At 71.0% G+C, this 18,752-nt stretch carries 19 protein-coding genes and 1 pseudogene; 2 read left to right on the top strand and 18 right to left on the bottom strand.

The genetic code is table 11. The features are described 5' to 3' along the window. Window positions 1-174: 174 nt before the first annotated feature. From tatC to IG64_RS23780, 10 genes are all read right to left on the bottom strand, one after another. A complete protein-coding gene (gene tatC, locus IG64_RS23825) occupies window positions 175-1,119 on the bottom strand; it encodes a twin-arginine translocase subunit TatC (RefSeq protein WP_199811647.1) in 945 nt (314 codons plus the stop codon). A gap of 49 nt (window positions 1,120-1,168) precedes the next feature. Beyond that, entirely contained in the window at window positions 1,169-1,462 is a 294-nt protein-coding gene (gene tatA / locus IG64_RS23820; protein WP_037859629.1) for a Sec-independent protein translocase subunit TatA, read from the bottom strand. A 278-nt stretch (window positions 1,463-1,740) separates the two neighbouring features. Beyond that, window positions 1,741-1,935 carry a hypothetical protein gene (locus IG64_RS23815; protein ID WP_037859627.1) on the bottom strand — a complete coding sequence of 65 codons (195 nt, stop codon included), beginning with the start codon at window positions 1,933-1,935 and terminating at the stop codon, window positions 1,741-1,743. Window positions 1,936-2,244: 309 nt separating this feature from the next. Further along, window positions 2,245-2,505, bottom strand: a complete 261-nt coding sequence (locus tag IG64_RS23810) for a hypothetical protein (RefSeq protein WP_051813287.1) — start codon at window positions 2,503-2,505, stop codon at window positions 2,245-2,247. A 29-nt stretch (window positions 2,506-2,534) separates the two neighbouring features. Next, a complete protein-coding gene (locus IG64_RS23805; RefSeq protein WP_078884186.1) occupies window positions 2,535-3,656 on the bottom strand; it encodes a helix-turn-helix transcriptional regulator in 1,122 nt (373 codons plus the stop codon). 18 nt (window positions 3,657-3,674) lie between these two features. Beyond that, window positions 3,675-4,676 (bottom strand): helix-turn-helix transcriptional regulator, encoded by a 1,002-nt coding sequence (locus IG64_RS23800; RefSeq protein ID WP_037859623.1) that lies wholly within the window; start codon window positions 4,674-4,676, stop codon window positions 3,675-3,677. 161 nt (window positions 4,677-4,837) lie between these two features. Continuing rightward, window positions 4,838-5,209, bottom strand: coding sequence for an FKBP-type peptidyl-prolyl cis-trans isomerase (locus IG64_RS23795; protein WP_037859621.1), 372 nt, complete (start codon window positions 5,207-5,209; stop codon window positions 4,838-4,840). A gap of 60 nt (window positions 5,210-5,269) precedes the next feature. Continuing rightward, window positions 5,270-6,283: an FKBP-type peptidyl-prolyl cis-trans isomerase gene (locus IG64_RS23790; protein WP_037859618.1), complete on the bottom strand. Its 1,014-nt coding sequence runs from the start codon at window positions 6,281-6,283 to the stop codon at window positions 5,270-5,272. 173 nt (window positions 6,284-6,456) lie between these two features. Next, window positions 6,457-7,818, bottom strand: a complete 1,362-nt coding sequence (gene pafA, locus IG64_RS23785) for a Pup--protein ligase (RefSeq protein ID WP_037859616.1) — start codon at window positions 7,816-7,818, stop codon at window positions 6,457-6,459. Window positions 7,819-7,827: 9 nt separating this feature from the next. Then, the gene (locus IG64_RS23780; protein WP_037859613.1) at window positions 7,828-9,096 is read right to left on the bottom strand and encodes an MFS transporter; all 1,269 of its coding nucleotides are present in this window, start codon (window positions 9,094-9,096) and stop codon (window positions 7,828-7,830) included. A 145-nt stretch (window positions 9,097-9,241) separates the two neighbouring features. Here IG64_RS23780 and IG64_RS23775 point away from each other — a divergent pair, with 145 nt between their 5' ends. Next, window positions 9,242-10,258: a LacI family DNA-binding transcriptional regulator gene (locus IG64_RS23775; protein WP_037859612.1), complete on the top strand. Its 1,017-nt coding sequence runs from the start codon at window positions 9,242-9,244 to the stop codon at window positions 10,256-10,258. Between the two features lie 67 nt (window positions 10,259-10,325). On the opposite strand, the gene prcA is transcribed toward IG64_RS23775, so the two are convergent. The 6 genes and pseudogenes from prcA to arc form a co-directional block, all read right to left on the bottom strand. Next, the gene (gene prcA / locus IG64_RS23770; RefSeq protein ID WP_037859610.1) at window positions 10,326-11,093 is read right to left on the bottom strand and encodes a proteasome subunit alpha; all 768 of its coding nucleotides are present in this window, start codon (window positions 11,091-11,093) and stop codon (window positions 10,326-10,328) included. A gap of 60 nt (window positions 11,094-11,153) precedes the next feature. After that, window positions 11,154-11,999, bottom strand: a complete 846-nt coding sequence (gene prcB, locus IG64_RS23765) for a proteasome subunit beta (protein ID WP_037859608.1) — start codon at window positions 11,997-11,999, stop codon at window positions 11,154-11,156. Then, window positions 11,951-12,142, bottom strand: a pseudogene (locus IG64_RS43305) (endonuclease domain-containing protein); the annotation flags it as partial. The gene prcB and the pseudogene IG64_RS43305, both read right to left, overlap by 49 nt. A 256-nt stretch (window positions 12,143-12,398) precedes the next feature. After that, entirely contained in the window at window positions 12,399-12,617 is a 219-nt protein-coding gene (locus tag IG64_RS23755; RefSeq protein WP_037859605.1) for a ubiquitin-like protein Pup, read from the bottom strand. Between the two features lie 181 nt (window positions 12,618-12,798). Next, on the bottom strand, window positions 12,799-14,310 hold the full coding sequence (gene dop / locus IG64_RS23750; protein WP_420709968.1) for a depupylase/deamidase Dop: 1,512 nt from the start codon (window positions 14,308-14,310) through the stop codon (window positions 12,799-12,801). A 234-nt stretch (window positions 14,311-14,544) separates the two neighbouring features. Beyond that, window positions 14,545-16,311, bottom strand: a complete 1,767-nt coding sequence (arc, locus tag IG64_RS23745) for a proteasome ATPase (protein WP_037859600.1) — start codon at window positions 16,309-16,311, stop codon at window positions 14,545-14,547. 247 nt (window positions 16,312-16,558) lie between these two features. Between arc and IG64_RS23740 the strand changes: the two genes are divergently transcribed. Next, window positions 16,559-16,858 (top strand): ferredoxin, encoded by a 300-nt coding sequence (locus IG64_RS23740; RefSeq protein WP_107474336.1) that lies wholly within the window; start codon window positions 16,559-16,561, stop codon window positions 16,856-16,858. Window positions 16,859-17,019: 161 nt separating this feature from the next. On the opposite strand, the gene IG64_RS23735 is transcribed toward IG64_RS23740, so the two are convergent. Continuing rightward, window positions 17,020-17,601 carry a hypothetical protein gene (locus IG64_RS23735; protein WP_037859596.1) on the bottom strand — a complete coding sequence of 194 codons (582 nt, stop codon included), beginning with the start codon at window positions 17,599-17,601 and terminating at the stop codon, window positions 17,020-17,022. A 213-nt stretch (window positions 17,602-17,814) separates the two neighbouring features. Then, entirely contained in the window at window positions 17,815-18,717 is a 903-nt protein-coding gene (locus tag IG64_RS23730) for a tRNA (adenine-N1)-methyltransferase (RefSeq protein ID WP_030179604.1), read from the bottom strand. Window positions 18,718-18,752: the final 35 nt, after the last annotated feature.

The following is an 18,752-nucleotide window of genomic DNA, read 5'->3' as shown; positions in this document are numbered from 1 at the left end:
CGGGTTCCCGCGGCCCGGCGGCAGGTGACCGCCCCGGGAGCGAGTGGGCGCCCGGGAAGCGGATGGGCGCCCGGGGAGCGGGTGGGCGCGACGCCGTCCCGGACGCGTGCGGCCCCGGACGCACGCAGGCCGGCCGCTCGCGGGGCGGGCGGCCGGCCAGGTGCGCGCTATGGCTCAGGTCACGTCGTCGTAGCCGTTGACCCGCTCGGTGCCGGACTGCTCGGGCAGGGCCCGGGGGGCGGGAACGGGCTCGACCTCGCCAATGTCCTCGGGGGTGAGGTCGAGGTCGGAGGCCTCGTCGTCGGACGGGCCCCCCGCCGCGCGCCGGAGCTTGCGGCGGTCGTTGAACAGGGCGAATCCCACGGCGATGAAGAACAGACCCCAGATCGGCGCCGCCAGGGACAGCATCGTCCCCGGGTCGGGGCTGGGCGTGGCCACGGCGGCGAAGGCGGCGATACCGACGATCATGCCGCGCCACCACCCGAGCATGCGCCGCCCGGACAGCACGCCGGTGACGTTGAGCATGATCAGCAGCAGCGGCATCTCGAAGGCCAGGCCGAAGACGACGACCATGCGGATGCTCAGGTCGAGCAGGTCGTCCAGGGGCAGCAGGTTCTCCGCACCGCTGGGCGTCAGGTCGATCAGGAACTTCGCCGTCGTCGGCAGCACGTTGTAGGCGAGGTAGCCGCCGGCCAGGAAGAGCGGGAAGCCGAACGCCACGAAGGAGTAGGCGTACTTCTTCTCGTGCCGGTGCAGGCCCGGCGCGACGAAGGCCCACAGCTGGTAGAGCCACACCGGCGCGGCCAGCACGATACCCGTCGTCAGCGCGACTTTCAGGGCCAGGGTGAAGGGCGCCAGCAGACCGCTGACCGTGAGGTGCGCGCAGTGGTTGTCCTTGGCCTTCGCCAGCTGCCCGAACGTCTGCGGGCACCCGATGGAGTCCAGCACCGGCTTCGTGATGAAGTTGGTGATGTCCTTGTAGTAGAAGGCCGCCACCACCGTCACGACGAGGATCGCGAGGACACCCTTCGCGAGCCGGTTGCGCAGCTCACGCAAGTGGTCCGCGAGCGGCATGCGCCCCTCGGGATCCCTCTCCTTCTTCTGGGCCGGCTTGAGCAACCCACATCCTCATCTCGTGCAGTGGACCGGAGAGGTCCCGGTCCTCGCGTCAGCGCTGGGTCGTCGTGTCCGTCGGCTCGGCGACCGGGCGGGAGCTGGTCACATCACCGGGGGCCGCCTGGATGGTGCGCTGAGCCTGCGCGGACTGCTCCTCCTCGGCCGGCTGGGCCGACGTGGAGGACGCCTTGCCGTCGCCCTTCATCGCCTTGGCCTCGCTCTTGAGGATGCGCGCCGACTTGCCGAGCGAGCGCGCCATGTCCGGAAGCTTCTTCGAGCCGAACACGAGGACGATCACGAGAATCAACAGCACCAGGTGCCACGGCTCGAGTGCGTTGCGGAACATCTGTCTTCACCTTCTCACTGAGGCGGGGCGGCGGGTCCTGACCGACCGGACGGACAGGGGTCTGACCATCGTGCTGACAGCGATCGTATCGCCCGGGGATGAACTCGGGACCATCCCCACGTGTACTCGTGCCGTGCGGACCGCGCCTCGTTTTTCGGACCGCGCGTAGAGCGTACCCAGCCGCAAGAGCATTGGGTACAGGCCACAGCACTCCACCCGACGTGACGTTCAGAACCTCACAGAAGTTCCCGGGACCGCGCACGGGTTCCCGGGAGCGCTCACCGGGGGTCGGCCGCCCGCGCCGCGCTCACGGCGGCCCGCTCCAGGTCCTCGGCCGCCCTGTTGATACGCCGCGCCGAGTCCGAGACCTGCCTGCCGAGGCGTTGCGCCTCGAGGAAGACCCGGATCCCCAGCACACCGAGGACGGCGAGTCCCAGAAATCCCGCAGCTACCGCGAACATCGGCCACACCATGGCCCTGAGCCTAGACGGTCCGCGGAGCGGTTCCGTCCAGGCCTGCGGCCGGCGGCCGGCCGTCGCACCCGCAACGGTCCCGGAGCCGGGAACCGCCGGCCGCCGCCGGACCGGTCGAGCGCTGTCTCGCACGGACGGACGGGCGTGCGACCTCGGGCGGGACCGGCGCTCAGCGGGGCCGGGCGGCTCCTCCGCCGACGGCTGCCGGGACGCCCGCTTCCCGGGGGCGAACCTTCACCGGACAGCGGCGCGGGCCGCACGCGGGCCCCCGTCCGCGCCCGGCCCGCGCCGGAACCGCACGCATCGGCCTCAGACGGCGCTGTGCAACCGCAGGGCCCTGACGCCGCCGCTGGTGAGCAGTTCGACGATGCGTTCCCCGGCCGGCTTGCGGGCCGAGACACCGCACTCGGGGCAGGTGAACGAGTAGAAGGTGGTGCGGCTGCTGGCGCCGACCACCAGCCGCAGCGCGCTCGCGGCGAGTTCGAAACGGGCCCGGCAGTCGGGGCAGCACGCGCGGAACACCGCGGGCGACACGTTGCGCATCCCGGCGAAGGCCGCCGCCACCGACATGGCCGCCCCGGCGGGCGGCGTCGACTCGCTCACAGCGCCTGCTCCTGCCTGCCGTAGGCCCACACCGGCCCGGACGGGCCGCCGGGCGCGGTGGGCCCGGTCGCGTCGCGGTCGCCGGCCGGCGCTCCCCCGCCGGTGCCCCGGCCGCCGCCCTCGCCGGACGCCGCCTCGATCCCGTCGTACGCCGCGAGGGCCTCCCGGGCCGCCTGCCGGGCGCTGTCGGCCAGGGCGCCCGGCGCGACGATCCTGCCGTCCTGCCCCAGGCGCAGCGCCAGACGCCTGAGCGAGGCCGGGTCGGGGGTGCGCAGCGTGATGCGCAGCCCGCCGTCGGGCAGCTCCTCGGCGCTGTCGTGCGGGTAGTACTCGGCGACCCAGCGGCCGCCGGGGCCGACCTCGACGACGACCTCGGGGTCCTCCGCGGCGGGCTGCACCAGCGCCTCGGACAGGTCGCGCAGCTCTATCTCCGGGGGCGCGGACGGCTCGTCGAGGATCTTGATCTCGGCGACCCGGTCGAGCCGGAAGGTGCGGCGCGCCTCGGAGCGGCGGCACCAGGCCTCCACGTACGTGTGTCCGACGCTGACCAGGCGGATGGGGTCGATCTCGCGCTCGGTGACCTCGTCGCGCGCCGGCGAGTAGTAGCGGATCCACAGGCGGCGCCGCTCGGAGATGGCCCGGTCGACGTCGGCGAAGACGCCGCCCTCGGACTCGAAGGTCACCGAGAGGCGGGAGCTGGCGCCCGCCGCCTCGCCGGCCGCGGTCTCCACCTTGGCGGTCGCCCGCAGCAGCGCCTGCCGGTCGCTCTCGCGCAGGCCCGGCAGGGTGGCCACCGCGCGGGCCGCGACGAGCAGGGCGGTCGCCTCGTCGGCGGCCAGCCTGAGCGGCTCGGCGGCGTCCGCGCCGAGCGCGGCGGGGTTGTGCCACCAGATCCGCTCCCCGTCGGTGTCGATGTCGAGCAGGTCGCCGCCGCGGAAGCTGGTGCCGCACATGGGCAGCACGTCGAGGTCGGAGACCAGCTCGTCCTCGCTGATGCCGAAGGCGCGCGCCACGTCCTCGATCCGGGCGCCGGGCCGCTCCCTCAGATAGGTCACGAGGGAGAGCATCCGCCGGGTCTGGTCGATGGCGTTCGCGGGCCTGACCGGTTTGCCTGCCACGGTGTTCCTCGATCCCCCTCAGCCCTTGGCCACGGCACGCAGCCGGTCCACCACGTCAGCCCGCAGTTCGGCGGGTTCCAGGACCACCACGTCCGGTCCGAACTCCACCAGCCAGGCGTCCAGCCCGTGTCCGTACGGGATGTCCAACTCGTCCCAGCCGTCACCGAGCTCCCGGACGGCGGTGGCCTTCGCCCGGAGGGGGTAGCCCGACCCCGAGCGCAGCCGGATCCGCGCCGAGCGGTCGGCGATCTCGCCGGCCCAGCTCGCGACGGTCTCCCGGACGGTGACGACGTCCGGCACGGGAGCGGTGAAGCGGGCGCCGCGCGAACGCACCTTGCCGGTGATCCGGGACAGCCGGAAGACCCGCTCGGCACCGCGGTCGCGGTCGAAGCCTGCCAGGTACCAGTGACCACGCCAGCACTCCAGCGCCCACGGCTCCACGTGCCGGGGCTCGGGGCGGGCGGCGCTGGCCTTGCGGTAGTCGAAGAGCACCGGACGGCGGTCGCGGCAGGCCAGCATCAGCGGTTCGAAGGCGGCCTCGTGCACCGGGATGCGCGGCTCCAGGGCGCTGTGCGCCTCGTACGGGTCGACGTCCTCGGGCAGACCGGCCGCGCGCAGCTTCTGCAGGGCGCCGCTGGCGGCCCCGGCGAGCCGGGCCTGCTGCCAGACCTTGGCGGCCAGGCCCAGGGCTGCGGCCTCCTCGGCGTCCAGGGTGATGGGCGGCAGCCGGTTGCTGTCCCGGCGGGCGAGGTAGCCGACCTCTCCCTCCAGGCTCTCCACGGTCTCGATGACCAGCCCCAGCTCGCGCAGGTCGTCCTTGTCACGCTCGAACATGCGGTTGAAGGAGTCGTCGGACGCCGGCGCGCTCCTGTCCGGCCCGGGAGCCGTGCCCCGGCCCGGCCCGAAGGCCTCCACGTACGCCTCGATGGACTCGCGCAGCTCGCGCTTGCTGAGCGGCCGCCGTGTCCCGAGCAGGCACAGCGCGAGGTTCATCAGCCGCTCCGCCTTGGCAATGGCCATCGACGCCCGTCACCTTCCTCATGGTGCTTACTGCCGACGACCGTACCGCCCCGCGGCACGGTGGCAAAAGCCGAGGGCCCACGCCCGGTCAGGCATGGGCCCCAGGTGATCGGATCCCGCGCGGATCCCCCGGCTTCCCGGACGGATCCGCGCGGCGGCGATCAGACCCCGAGCAGGTCGACGACGAAGATCAGCGTCTCGCCGGGCTTGATCGCCGGGGTCGGGCTCTGGTCGCCGTAGGCGAGGTGGGCCGGGATGGTCAGCTGGCGACGGCCGCCGACCTTCATGCCCTGCACGCCCTGGTCCCAGCCCTTGATGACCCGGCCGCCGCCGAGCGGGAAGCGGAAGGGAGTGCCCCGGTTCCAGCTGGCGTCGAACTCCTCGCCGGTGCTGAAGGCGACACCCACGTAGTGGACGGTGACGGTCTGGCCCGCCGTCGCCACCTCGCCGTCGCCCTCCCAGATGTCCTTGATCTCCAGGTCCGCCGGGGGCTCGCCGCCCGGGAAGTCGATCTCGGGCTTGTCGATGCTCACGTCTCTAGCTCCTGCTTGTCTGCGAAAAGGCAACATCCACAGTCTTACATCCCGGGCGGCTCACATCGCGGCCAGGATGTCCACGGAGAACACCAGCGTGGAGTCCTTCTTGATGCCGCTGTCCGGCGGCGGGTTGTCGCCGTAGCCCAGGGAGGGCGGGATGACGATCAGGACGCGGCTGCCGACCTTCTTGCCGGTCAGCCCCTGCGCCCAGCCCTTGACGACCTGCTGCAGCGAGAACGACGTCAGCTGGTTCCTCTTGTACGTCGAGTCGAACTCCTTGCCGCCGTCCCACAGCACGCCCTTGTACTGCACCAGCACGGTGCTCTCCGCCTTGACCGCCGGGCCGTCGCCCTCGATGACGTACTCCGCGACCAGCTTCTTGGGCGCCGCCGTCTTCGGCACGTCGACGGAGGGGGCCGCGCCGTCGGTGTTGGTGCCCACCTTCGGCAGGTTCGCGTCGTTCAGGCCGGCCGTCTTCCCCTTGGCCGAGCTCTTGGAGTTGAAGGCGTCCTGCACATCGACCACGAAGACCAGCGTGTCGGTGCCCTTGATGCCCGCCTGCGCGTTGCCCTGCGTGCCGTAGCCCCAGGTGGGGGGCACCGAGAACGCCACCCTGCTGCCGACCTTCTTCCCGGCCAGCGCATAGCGCCAGCCGTCGATGATCGTGCCCTGGGCGAGCTGGATGAGCAGGGGCGTCTTGCGGTCGTAGGAGTTGTCGAAGACCTTCGCCGTGTCCCAGACCTGGCCGAGGTAGTGGGCCTGGACGTAGTCGTTCTCCGCCACCGTACGGCCGCCGCCGGCGATGACGGTCTTCACCGCCAGGTCCTTGGACGGGGTGCCGGTGCCCTTGGCGACGGTCGGCTTCTCACCGAACTTCGTGCCCGCCGTGATCGCCGGCAGCGGCCCGGAGACGATCTTCGGCGGCGGCGCGGCGGACGTCGCCGGGGCGGTGGGCGACGGAGACTTCGAGGAGGTGTCACCGGCACTGCCCGAGCCGGACTTGTCGTTGCCGCAGGCGGCCAGGGTGACCAGTCCCGCGGGGGCGGAAAGGAGCAGAGAGCGTCGGCGCACGGTGGGCCTCGTAATCGGTCGATCTTGTGGATGGCGTGCGCGCAACTCTACGGGGCGAGAAGGGCGCCGCACGTGAAACGTACGGCGCCCGTGTGGCGTTCCGCGGGGTCACCCCCCGCGCGAGCGAACCGGGGACCGGGGAATCGCGCGGAACGCGCCCCGCCCCCGGCGGATCACATTCCGGCGATCAGCTTCTCCACCCTGTCGTCCACCGAACGGAACGGGTCCTTGCACAACACCGTGCGCTGCGCCTGGTCGTTGAGCTTCAGGTGCACCCAGTCGACCGTGAAGTCACGGCGCTGTTCCTGCGCCCGCCGGATGAAGTCGCCGCGCAGCCGCGCCCGAGTGGTCTGCGGCGGCACCGACTTGCCCTCGAAGATCTTCAAGTCGTTGCAGATCCGGGTGGCTTGGCCCTTCTTCTCCAGCAGGTAGTACAGACCGCGGCGGCGGTGGATGTCGTGGTACGCGAGGTCTATCTGGGCGACCCGCGGATGCGACATGGTCATGTTGTGCTTGGCCCGGTACCGCTCGATGAGCTTGTACTTCATCACCCAGTCGATCTCGGTGCCGATCCGGTCGAGATCCTCGCTCTCGATCGCGTCCAGCGTGCGGCCCCACAGCTCCAGCACCTGCTCCACGGTGCCGGTGCGGATGCCGCGGCGCTCGCAGAAGTCCACGGCCTTCTCGTAGTACTCGCGCTGCACCTCCAGCGCGGACGCCTCCCGGCCGCTGGCCAGGCGCACCTTGCGGCGGCCCGTGATGTCGTGGCTGACCTCGCGGATCGCCCGGATCGGGTTCTCCAGGGTCAGGTCCCGCATCACCGTGCCCGCCTCGATCATGCGCAGCACGAGGTCGGTGGCGCCGACCTTCAGCAGCATCGTCGTCTCGGACATGTTCGAGTCGCCCACGATGACGTGCAGCCGGCGGTAGCGCTCGGCGTCCGCGTGCGGTTCGTCGCGCGTGTTGATGATCGGCCGGGAGCGGGTGGTCGCCGAGGAGACGCCCTCCCAGATGTGCTCGGCCCGCTGGCTCACGCAGTACACGGCCCCGCGCGGCGTCTGCAGGACCTTTCCCGCGCCGCACAGCAGCTGCCGTGTGACCAGGAACGGAATGAGGATGTCCGCGAGCCGTGAGAACTCCCCGTGCCGTGCCACCAGATAGTTCTCGTGACAGCCGTAGGAGTTGCCCGCCGAGTCCGTGTTGTTCTTGAAGAGGTAGACGTCGCCCGCGATTCCCTCCTCGTGCAGGCGTCGTTCCGCGTCTACCAGGAGTCCCTCGAGAATGCGCTCGCCGGCCTTGTCGTGGGTGACCAGTTCGGTCACATTGTCACACTCGGGTGTCGCGTATTCCGGATGTGACCCCACGTCGAGATAGAGCCGGGCGCCGTTTCGCAGAAACACATTGCTGCTGCGGCCCCATGACACGACACGGCGGAAGAGGTACCGCGCCACCTCGTCAGGCGACAGGCGGCGCTGTCCCCTGAACGTGCACGTGACGCCGTACTCGTTCTCCAGCCCGAAAATGCGGCGGTCCATGACTGAACATTACGCCCGATCCCCCGAGCTGAAACGGGGTTCGACAGCACGATTTGGATCATTTTCCGATGAAGCCGCAACGACCGCCCGCCCGGCGGGAGCTGCGAGGACCGATCCGGTGGCCAGCAGCACCAGCAGCGACACCGCCCCGGCCACGGCCGGCACCGCGAAACCCCACAGCGCGCCGCCCGCCTCGACCACCGGGCCCGCGACCCCCGTGCCCACCGACGCACCCACCGTGAACATCGTCACCAGCCAGGAGAACGCCTCCGTCACCGTCCCACTCGGCGCGTGCCGGTCCACGATGATGAACGCGCAGGCGATGCACGGCGCCAGGAACACCCCGGACACCGCCGTCAGCAGCACCATCGCCACCACCCCCGGCATCAGCGTCAGCGGCAGGTAACACACCGCCAGAAGCGCCACCAGCACCCGCAGTCGCCGCTCCGGCGCACCCGGCCACTGCCGCGCCCCGTAGACGGCCCCGCCGGCCAGCGCCCCCAGCCCCAGCGCCGCCATCAGCCAGCCGTACACCGCGTCGCCGCCGTGACCGTCCGCGTAGGACACCGCCGCCACGGTGATGGACCCCAGCGCGACCCCGACGAACAGGAACGCCCCCAGCATGGCCAGCAGGCCCGGCGAGCGCAGGGCCCCCAGCCAGTGCGCCTCGCGCGGCGCCGAACGCCACGCCCGGGACGGCGGCGAGACGACCACCGACAGCGCGCCCAGCACCCCGACGGCGTTCAGCACCACCAGGGCGGCCCGGGCCGACCACAGCGACACGCACAGCGTCACCAGCAACGGTCCGACGGTGAACATGACTTCCTGGGCCACCGCGTCCATCGCGTACGCCGTGTGCACCCGCTCCTGCCCGCGCAGGACCGTGGGCCACAGGGCACGCAGGCCGCCCTCCAGCGGCGGTGTGCAGAGCCCGGCCGCGGCCACCGCCGCCCAGGCGAGCACCGGCGGCTCGGTGCCGGTGAAGGCGAACAGGGTCATCGCCAGGGCGGCCGCCAGCGCCGCGGGCAGCTGGACGCGCGGCTGCCCGTACAGGTCCACCAGGCGTCCGAGCACCGGCTGGCCCACCGCGTTGGCGACCCCGTACACCGCCGCCAGCACGCCGGCGAGGCTGTACGTGCCGCCCTCGGCGCGGACGAACAGCACGATCGCGATCGCCGCGGTCGCGTTCGGCAGCCGGCCCACGAGCGTGCCCGCCAGCAGCCGGGCGGCGTGCCGCGCCCTGAGTATCTCCAGGTATCCGGCGAATCCCGCGGTCATCGCGCGCCCTCCCAGGCATGAGTGCAGCATGAGTGTTACGTATAACGTCCGTGGCCATACGTACCATGTGCGCTGTTCACCAGTCCAGACGACCGCGAACGGCCGCGGGAGCACCCACGGCCGGAAGAAGAGGGGCAGCACCACGGTGGCACGAGGAAGCACCCGGCCCACCAGCCGCGACGTCGCCCAGGCCGCCGGGGTCTCCCAGGCCGCCGTCTCCCTCGTCCTCGGCGACAAGTGGCGCGGCCGGGTCGCCGAGACGACCGCACAGCGCGTCCGGCAGGCCGCCCGTGACCTCGGCTACCGGCCCAACCTCGCCGCCCGCAACCTGCGCCTCGGCCACACCCGCACCGTGCTGCTGGTCGTCCCCGCCCTGACCACCGAGTTCTTCGCCGGCGTCTACACCGGCGCCGCCCGGGTGGCCGCCGACCACGGCTTCGGCGTCGTCCTGTACCCCTCCCCCGAGGGCATCGGCCCCGCCAGGAACCCCTTCGCCTCCGCCCAGGCCGCCCTCGACGGCGTCCTCGCCTCCTCCATGGCCGCCGACGCCCTCACCGCCATCCGCGGCGACCAGCTCCCGCTCGTCATGCTCGACAGCGACCCCGCCGGCAGCCTCGGCGCCGCCACGGTCAACCTCGACATCGCCGACGGCGTGCGCCAGGTCGCCGACCACCTGCTCGGCCTCGGCCACCGGCGCTTCCTCCACCTCGCGGCCGACGTGCCCTCCTGGACCTTCGAGGCACGGGCCCGGGAACTGGCCGCGCGTCTGGACGCCGTCCCGGGCACCACCCTGCGCACCGCCCGCGCCCCGATCTCCATCGAGGACGCCCGCGCCGCCACCGAAGCCGCGCTGGGTGCGCCCGGCCCCCGGCCCACCGCCCTGGTCTGCGACGACGACAAGCTGGCCGCGGGCGCCTACAAGGGACTGCGCCGGCTAGGGCTGCGCGTCCCCGACGACCTCTCCGTCACCGGCCTCGACGACCTCGCCCTGGCCACCGCCATCGACCCCGAGCTGACCACCGTGCGCCTGGACGCGGAACTCTTCGGCGAACGCGGCATGCACGCCCTCCTGGCCGTCCTGGAGGGCCGTGTGCCGGACGGCGGCGACATCCCGGTGGAACTGGTGGTCCGGGGCTCCACGGCCGCGCCCCGGGCCTTCTGAGACGCCGGTGCCCCGGCCGTGACGTCGAGGAGACGCCGGCCGGGGCACCCGGTACACGCGCGGTGGGCTACTTCCCGCTCTCCTCGGACCCGGAGGACTCCTCCGGCTCGTCGTCGTCCTTGGAGGTGTCGGTGCTGCCGCCCTGCAGCAGCCGGGCCAGCTGCGGCCCCACGATCCGCTTGAACTTGCGCTGCTGCGGCCGCGTGCGGTCCAGCACCGCCACCTCCAGGCGCTCGGCGGGGATCTCCCGCTCGCTGCCGTTGGTGTCCCGGGACAGCGCCTGCACCGCCAGCTTCAGCGCCTCGGCCAGCGTCATCCCGTCCCGGTGGCGCTGGTCCAGGTAGCCGCTGATCTGCTCCGCGTTGCCACCGACCGCGACCGAGCCGTGCTCGTCCACGATCGACCCGTCGTGCGGCAGCCGGTAGATCTGGTCGCCCTCGGGGGTCTCCCCCACCTCGGCGACCACCAGCTCCACCTCGTACGGCTTCTCCGCCGCGCTGGAGAAGATCGTGCCCAGCGTCTGCGCGTAGACGTTGGCCAGGCCGCGCGCGGTCACGTCGTCCCGGTCGTAGGTGTAACCGCGCAGGTCGGCGTAGCGGACGCCGCCGATGCGCAGGTTCTCGTACTCGTTGTACTTCCCGGCCGCGGCGAACCCGATCCGGTCGTAGATCTCGCTGAACTTGTGCAGCGCGCGGGACGGATTCTCACCGACGAACACGATTCCGTCGGCGTACTGCAGCACCACCAGGCTGCGGCCACGGGCGATGCCCTTGCGGGCGTACTCCGCCCGGTCGGCCATCGCCTGCTGAGGTGAGACATAGAACGGCGTCGACACCGGTTATCCGTCCCTTTCTGTAGAGGTCACTCGATCACCCTGGGCAAGAACCGGCCGCCGCTACAGCAGCGCGGCCCTCGGGCCGTCCGGCTGCTCCAGCCGCCGCTGCAGCACCGAGCGGGCGATCTCGGAGGACTCGTCGTCGGTGAGCCGGCGGAAGCCGTCATCGGTGATCACGGTGACGATCGGATAGATCCGGCGGGCGACGTCGGGACCACCGGTCGCCGAGTCGTCGTCTGCCGCGTCGTACAGGGCCTGCACCACCAGTGTGGTCGCCTCGGCCTCGGTCAGGTCGGCACGGAAGAGCTTCTTCATGGCACCGCGCGCGAAGACCGAACCGGAGCCCGTCGCCGCGTAGCCGTGCTCCTCGCTGCGGCCGCCGGTCACGTCGTAGGAGAAGATGCGGCCCTTGCCGCGGTCCACGTCGTACCCCGCGAAGAGCGGCACCACGGCCAGACCCTGCATCGCCATGCCGAGGTTGGAACGGATCATGGTCGACAGCCGGTTCGCCTTGCCCTCCAGCGACAGCTGCGCGCCCTCGACCTTCTCGAAGTGCTCCAGCTCCAGCTGGAACAGCTTGACCATCTCCACGGCCAGGCCGGCCGTGCCGGCGATGCCCACGGCCGAGTACTCGTCCGCGGGGAACACCTTCTCGATGTCCCGCTGCGCGATGACGTTGCCCATCGTCGCCCGCCGGTCACCGGCCAGCACGACGCCCCCCGGGAAGCTCACGGCCACGATCGTCGTGCCGTGCGGCGCCTCCAGCACCCCCTGCGCGGGCGGCAGCTGCCGCTTGCCGGGCAGCAGCTCGGGCTGGTGCTCGGAGAGGAAGTCCATGAAGGACGAGGACCCAGGCGTCAGGAAGGCAGCTGGTAGACGCCCGGTGCTACGAGTGTTGGCTTCCACGCGATTCCTTCCACATAAGCAGCAGCCCGCCTCATGACATCGGGCCGATCCTTGAACTGCCCCAGTGCGGCGTTGCAGCTGAAGCACAGTACGCCACGGACCCTACCCGTCCCATGGCAGTGATCCACATGCTCCGGCGAAGCCGGCGACAGGAACGGCGGGCACCGGCGAAAGCGGCGCCCGACTGCTCGTCTCCCGGTTTCGCGAGGCCCTGCGCGCCCCCGGGCCGGCGAGAGCCGGCCCGTCCGGCCCCGGGCGGCGCCGACGGGGTCCGCGGGGCCGGACGCCGGGGCGCGAAGGCTGCGCGCGGACCGGTCCCGCCGACCGCGCACAGCGCTGCACCCCCTGTTCGACCCACCCCTAAGCCCCGGGCACCTTCGAGACGAAGGGAACGGCGGCCTACTGCCCGCCCTTCTGGACGAAGGACCTGACGAAGTCCTCGGCGTTGGACTCGAGTACATCATCGATCTCGTCGAGGACGTCGTCCACGTCGTCGCTCAGCTTCTCGTGGCGTTCCTTGAGGTCTTCGGCCGCCTGCGCGTCCTGCGCCTGCTCCTCGACCTCCTCGGTCGCGCGCGTGGCCTTCTGCTGGCCGCCACCGGTGTCCTTCGTTGCCATGACCCTCACCCCGCTCAGTTCGCCCGACATGGTCGGCATTACCGCCGATCGGTGATGATCAGACCCTACAAGCCGGGTCCGACATCGGCCCCGCAGTTTCCGCAACGTCCGGGGGCCACCTCGATGATTCCCGGACGGGGGGATTTCCACCCTGCCCCCGCCGCCCGGACCGGGTACCCGCTCAGCCGCCGGACAGGACCCTGACCAGGTCCTCGGCCGTGCGGCAGCGGTCCAGCAGCTCCTTGACGTGATTACGCGTTCCGCGAAGCGGTTCCAGGGTTGGGACGCGCTGCAGGGAGTCGCGGCCGGGCAGGTCGAAGATGACCGAGTCCCAGGAGGCCGCGGCGACGTCGTCGGCGTACTGCTCCAGGCAGCGGCCCCGGAAGTACGCGCGGGTGTCCTCCGGCGGCTTCCTGCGGGCCCGGTCCACCTCGGACTCCTCCAGCAGCCGCTTCATGCGCCCGCGGGCCACCAGGCGGTTGTACAGGCCCTTCTCGGGGCGTACGTCGGCGTACTGGAGGTCCACGAGGTGCAGGCGGGCGGCGTCCCAGTCGAGGCCGTCGCGGCGCCGGTAGCCCTCCATCAGCTCCCGCTTGGCGACCCAGTCCAGCTCGCCGGCCAGGCTCATCGGGTCGTTCTCCAGCCGGTTCAGGGTGTCCTCCCAGCGGGCCAGGACGTCCTTGGTCTGCTCGTCGGCGTCGGCGCCGAAGCGTTCCTCGACGTACTTGCGCGACAGCTCGAAGTACTCCATCTGGAGCTGCACCGCGGTGAGCGTCCGGCCGCTGCGCAGGGTGATGAGCCGTTTGAGTGACGGGTCGTGCGAGACCTGGTGCAGAGTGCGTACGGGCTGGTCGACGGCCAGGTCGACGGCGATGAAGCCGTCCTCGATCATGGACAGGACCAGGGAGGTCGTGCCCAGCTTGAGGTACGTGGAGATCTCGGAGAGGTTGGCGTCGCCGATGATCACGTGCAGCCGGCGGTACTTCTCGGCGTCGGCATGCGGTTCGTCGCGGGTGTTGATGATCGGCCGCTTCAGCGTCGTCTCCAGACCCACCTCGACCTCGAAGTAGTCCGCGCGCTGACTGAGCTGGAAACCGTGCTCGTGGCCGTCCTGGCCGATGCCGACGCGGCCGGCGCCGGTGACCACCTGACGGGAGACGAAGAAGGGCGTGAGGTGGCGCACGATGTCGGAGAAGGCGGTCTCCCGCCGCATCAGGTAGTTCTCGTGCGTGCCGTAGGAGGCGCCCTTGTTGTCGGTGTTGTTCTTGTAGAGGTGGATCGGCTGGGCCCCGGGCAGCTGGGCGGCCCGCTCGGCGGCCTCGGCCATGATCCGTTCGCCCGCCTTGTCCCACAGGACGGCGTCGCGCGGGTTGGTGACCTCGGGGGCGCTGTACTCGGGGTGGGCGTGGTCGACGTAGAGCCGTGCTCCGTTGGTGAGGATCACGTTGGCCAGGCCGATGTCCTCGTCGGTGAGCTGGGTGGAGTCGGCGGCCTCGCGGGCGAGGTCGAAGCCGCGGGCGTCCCGCAGCGGGTTCTCCTCCTCGAAGTCCCAGCGGGCCCGGCGGGCCCGGTGCATCGCCGCCGCGTAGGCGTTGACGATCTGGGACGAGGTGAGCATGGCATTGGCGTTGGGGTGACCGGGGACGGAGATCCCGTACTCCGTCTCGATGCCCATCACTCGCCGTACGGTCATGCGGCCCTCCTTGCCCGGCGGCGCCCTCGGTCGAGGGCGGCGCTCAAGTACCGCTGGTGCCCGGGTGCCTGTGCGGTGCCCGTCCCCGCACTGCGCGACCCGGCGGTACGAAAGAGCCTAGAACGCCTTTGCGCTGGTGGGGAGATCATTTGCGTCATTGGCTGCTCCATGCGGTGACCCCGGAAAGCAGTCGGCTGCGGGTACCCGGTGAGGGCACCCGCAGCCGCCCTGCTTTTACAGGTACTGACCGGTGTTCGCCACCGTGTCGATGGAGCGTCCGGTGTCCGCGCCCTGCTTTCCGGTGATCAGGGTGCGGATGTACACGATCCGCTCGCCCTTCTTTCCGGAGATCCGGGCCCAGTCGTCCGGGTTGGTGGTGTTCGGCAGGTCCTCGTTCTCCTTGAACTCGTCCACACACGCCTGGAGCAGGTGGGAGACGCGGAGACCTTTCTGGTTCTTCTCCAGGAAGTCCTTGATCGCCATTTTCTTGGCTCGGCCCACGATGTTCTCGATCATGGCGCCGGAATTGAAGTCCTTGAAGTAGAGGACTTCCTTGTCGCCATTGGCGTAGGTGACCTCCAGGAAGCGGTTCTCCTCGGATTCGGCGTACATCTGCTCGACCGCGGTCTGGATCATGGCTCCGACCGTGGCGCCCTTGTCGCCGCCGTGCTCCGAGAGGTCGTCGCCGTGCAGCGGGAGGCGCTCGGTGAGGTACTTCGCGAAGATGTCCTTGGCCGCCTCGGCGTCGGGACGCTCGATCTTGATCTTCACGTCGAGCCGGCCGGGCCGCAGGATGGCGGGGTCGATCATGTCCTCGCGGTTCGAGGCGCCGATCACCACCACGTTCTGCAGGCCTTCCACCCCGTCGATCTCGGCGAGCAGCTGCGGGACGATGGTGTTCTCCACGTCCGAGCTGACGCCGGAGCCGCGGGTGCGGAAGAGGGACTCCATCTCGTCGAAGAAGACGATGACGGGGGTGCCCTCGCTGGCCTTCTCCCGGGCCCGCTGGAAGACCAGGCGGATCTGCCGCTCGGTCTCGCCGACGTACTTGTTCAGCAGCTCGGGGCCCTTGATGTTGAGGAAGAAGCTCTTGCCCGCGGCCTGGCCGGTGACCTCGGCGACCTTCTTGGCCAGCGAGTTGGCGACGGCCTTGGCGATGAGCGTCTTGCCGCATCCGGGCGGCCCGTAGAGCAGCACACCCTTGGGCGGGCGCAGTTCGTGCTCCTTGAACAGGTCCGGGTACAGGTAGGGCAGCTCGACCGCGTCGCGGATCATCTCGATCTGGTTGCCGAGGCCGCCGATCTGCTCGTAACCGATGTCGGGGACCTCTTCGAGGACGAGTTCCTCGACCTCGCTCTTGGGCACGACCTCGTAGACGTAGCCGGACCTGGGTTCGAGCAGCAGGGCGTCGCCGGGACGGATGGTGACGTCCAGCAGCGGCTCGGCGAGCCGTACCACCCGTTCCTCGTCGGTGTGCCCGAGGACGAGGGCGCGCTCGCCGTCCTCGAGGATCTCCTTGAGGGTGACGATGTCGCCGACGCGCTCGAACTCCATGGCGTCGACCACGTTGAGTGCTTCGTTGAGCATCACTTCCTGGCCGCGCCGCAGCTCGTCGAGGTCGACGCTGGGGCTGACGTTCACCCGCAGCTTGCGGCCGCCGGTGAAGATGTCTGCGGTGCCGTCCTCGTTGGACTGCAGGAAGACGCCGAAGCCGGCGGGCGGCTGGGCGAGCCGGTCGACCTCTTCCTTGAGGGCCACGATCTGGTCGCGGGCCTCGCGGAGCGTGTTCGCGAGCCGTTCGTTCTGCGCGGACACGCCGGCCAGATTGGTCTGCAGCTCGACGATCCGCTCTTCGAGAATCCTCGTGTGCCGCGGAGAGTCGGCGAGCTTGCGTCGCAGGACGGCGATCTCCTGCTCAAGGTAGGCGATCTGCCCGGCCGGGTCGTCGGACCCTCGTCCCGGGCGGATGCCGCGGTTCATGTCGTCGTCGTGGGCTGCCACGGTCCTCACCTCCTCCAAGGGGAGCTGGACGCTTCCAGACCCTACCTGGGTGGGTGTCGATTGAAACCCCTAGATCACAAAGACTGTCGGGGTGTGTCCGATCTTCACCCTTGCGCTCTCCCTCACGCCAGGGGAATACCCACCGAACAAGATTGGAAAGCCGACGGAGGTAGGGTCGAGACGTTCAACACCCGTCGGAGCTGGCCTGATTCCCGCCCGGTCCGACGTGAAACGGCAGGAGAGAAGCGTGCAGCAGCGGACCGCGGACGGCGGCGAGGAGCTGGAGGTCTGGATCGACCAGGACCTGTGCACCGGTGACGGCATCTGCGCGCAGTACGCGCCGGAGGTCTTCGAGCTGGACATCGACGGTCTGGCCTACGTGAAGGGCCCGCAGGACGAGCTGCTCCAGGCCCCGGGGGCGGCAACGCCCGTGCCGCTGCCGCTTCTCACGGACGTGGTGGACTCGGCGAAGGAGTGTCCCGGCGAGTGCATCCATGTGCGCCGGGTTTCGGACCGGGTCGAGGTGTACGGACCGGACGCGGAGTGACGGTACGGTCGCCGTTCGTGGCCGCCGTCAGGCTCCCCGGCGTGGTGGCCGGCCGGTTCCGTGCCGTGGCCGCTGTCTGATTCCTCACACCGGCGGCGGTCGCCGGCCCGGTGGCCGCAGGGCGGGCGCCCCGCTCGGGTGCCGGGCCGGGTGGCGCCCGCTCAGACGCTGCGGGGCCGGTCCGGCCCGGAGCGCACGAACGCGCCGTTCGCCCACTGCCACTTCGCGCTGTCCTTGAGGTCGGGGCAGCAATTCGGCACGTCGGGCGAGGAGTAGCCGAGCAGGGTGGCGCTGACCTCTCCCGCGCGTACGGCGAAGTCGGTGACGGTGTACCGGTCCTTGGGGTCGACGAGGGTGGCCACGACGCGGGGCGCGGGGGTGCCTTCGGCGCGGGTGAGGACGTAGACGGCGTCGGGCGGGGTGCCCATGGAGGCGTCGCAGTGCACGACGGCGACGGTCTCGGGGCGGCCGTCGTGGTCCAGGTCCCCGGCGGCCTTCTTGGCGACCACCGCCTTCAGGGGCCCGCACTGGATCGGGAAGGTGACACCGGTGGTGGGGGGCGCGGTGGTCAGGGGGGCGCTCTGGGTCCGGGTGCCGGGGCCGGTGTGCTGGGCGGCGGTGGCGGAGCCCGGCTGGAGGGCCGGGGAGAGGGCGACCACGCCGGCGACGGCCGCGGCGGTGGCGACCCAGTGGATGGGGCGGGTGCGGGTGTGTGCCAGGTCCGGGACGGCGGAGTGCTGCACTAGGAGTGTCTCCCGTGAGGGCTGTGCCGGTGGGGTGGCCAGCATCGTGCCACACGTCACAGTGCGGGGGAACGGTGGGGTGGGTACTCGACCGGGCCGCTGACCGCGTGTTTCCGGTATGGGCTCAACGTGTGAGCGCCGTGGCGCAGTTCCCGGCCGGCGCGGGGAACTGCGCCACGGCGCCTGTTCGTTGCGGGTGGGGGCGGGGCCGGGTCAGCGGCCGGTGCCTCCGTCGGCGTTGGGCCCCTCGTAGTCCTCGCCGTAGGCGCCCTTGGCGGGGCGGCGGCGGCGCATGGGCGGCTCGACGCCGTCGGCGAGGCGGCGGGCGGTGAGCAGGAACCCGGTGTGACCGATCATGCGGTGGTCGGGCCGGACGGCCAGGCCCTCGATGTGCCAGTTGCGGATCATCGTCTCCCAGGCGGTCGGCTCGTTGAAGCAGCCGATCTCGCGGATGGACTCGACGGTCCGCGCGAGCTGGGTGGTGGTGGCGACGTAGCAGCACAGGATGCCGCCGGGGACGAGTGCCTTGGAGACGGCCTCCAGGCATTCCCAGGGGGCGAGCATGTCGAGGATGACACGGTCGACGTCGGTGTCGGACAGGTTGTCCTGGAGGTCGCCGACGGTGAGCTGCCAGGCGGGGTGCGGGCCGCCGAAGTAGCGCTCGACGTTGGCCTGGGCGATCTCGGCGAAGTCGGCGCGGCGCTCGTAGCTGTGCAGCATGCCCTGGTCGCCGATGGCGCGCAGCAGGAAGCTGCTGAGCGAGCCGGAGCCGACGCCGGCCTCGACGACGCGGGCGCCGGGGAAGATGTCGGCGAAGGCGAGGATCTGTCCCGCGTCCTTGGGGTAGACGACGGCCGCCCCTCGGGGCATGGACAGGACGTAGTCGGGGAGCAGGGGACGCAGCGCGAGGTAGGCCACGTTGCCGGTGGTGCGGACAACGCTGCCCTCGGGTGCGCCGATCAGTTCGTCGTGCGGGAAGGAACCCTTGTGGGTGTGGAAGTTCTTCCCGGCCTCGAGCGTGAACGTGTAGTGGCGGCCCTTGGGGTCGGTCAGCTGTACCTGGTCCCCGACCTTGAAGGGCCCGCGGCGGCGGGCGGCACCGGTCGGTTCGGACATGTGACCAGCCTACCGGCCCCCGGGAGGGCCGCCGA

It is taken from the genome of Streptomyces sp. NRRL S-340, assembly GCF_000720185.1.
Lineage (GTDB): Bacteria > Actinomycetota > Actinomycetes > Streptomycetales > Streptomycetaceae > Streptomyces.
The sequence above is the reverse complement of the archived record's forward strand: the minus strand, read 5'-3'. Positions and strand labels throughout refer to the sequence as shown.

Coding starts and splice junctions, on each gene's coding strand:
- tatA (WP_037859629.1), bottom strand. CDS start 1,462: ATGTTCCGCAACGCACTCGAGCCGTGGCACCTGGTGCTGTTGATTCTC.
- IG64_RS23815 (WP_037859627.1), bottom strand. CDS start 1,935: ATGGTGTGGCCGATGTTCGCGGTAGCTGCGGGATTTCTGGGACTCGCC.
- IG64_RS23810 (WP_051813287.1), bottom strand. CDS start 2,505: ATGTCGGTGGCGGCGGCCTTCGCCGGGATGCGCAACGTGTCGCCCGCG.
- IG64_RS23800 (WP_037859623.1), bottom strand. CDS start 4,676: ATGGCCATTGCCAAGGCGGAGCGGCTGATGAACCTCGCGCTGTGCCTG.
- pafA (WP_037859616.1), bottom strand. CDS start 7,818: ATGGACCGCCGCATTTTCGGGCTGGAGAACGAGTACGGCGTCACGTGC.
- IG64_RS23780 (WP_037859613.1), bottom strand. CDS start 9,096: ATGACCGCGGGATTCGCCGGATACCTGGAGATACTCAGGGCGCGGCAC.
- IG64_RS23755 (WP_037859605.1), bottom strand. CDS start 12,617: ATGGCAACGAAGGACACCGGTGGCGGCCAGCAGAAGGCCACGCGCGCG.
- dop (WP_420709968.1), bottom strand. CDS start 14,310: ATGACCGTACGGCGAGTGATGGGCATCGAGACGGAGTACGGGATCTCC.
- IG64_RS23730 (WP_030179604.1), bottom strand. CDS start 18,717: ATGTCCGAACCGACCGGTGCCGCCCGCCGCCGCGGGCCCTTCAAGGTC.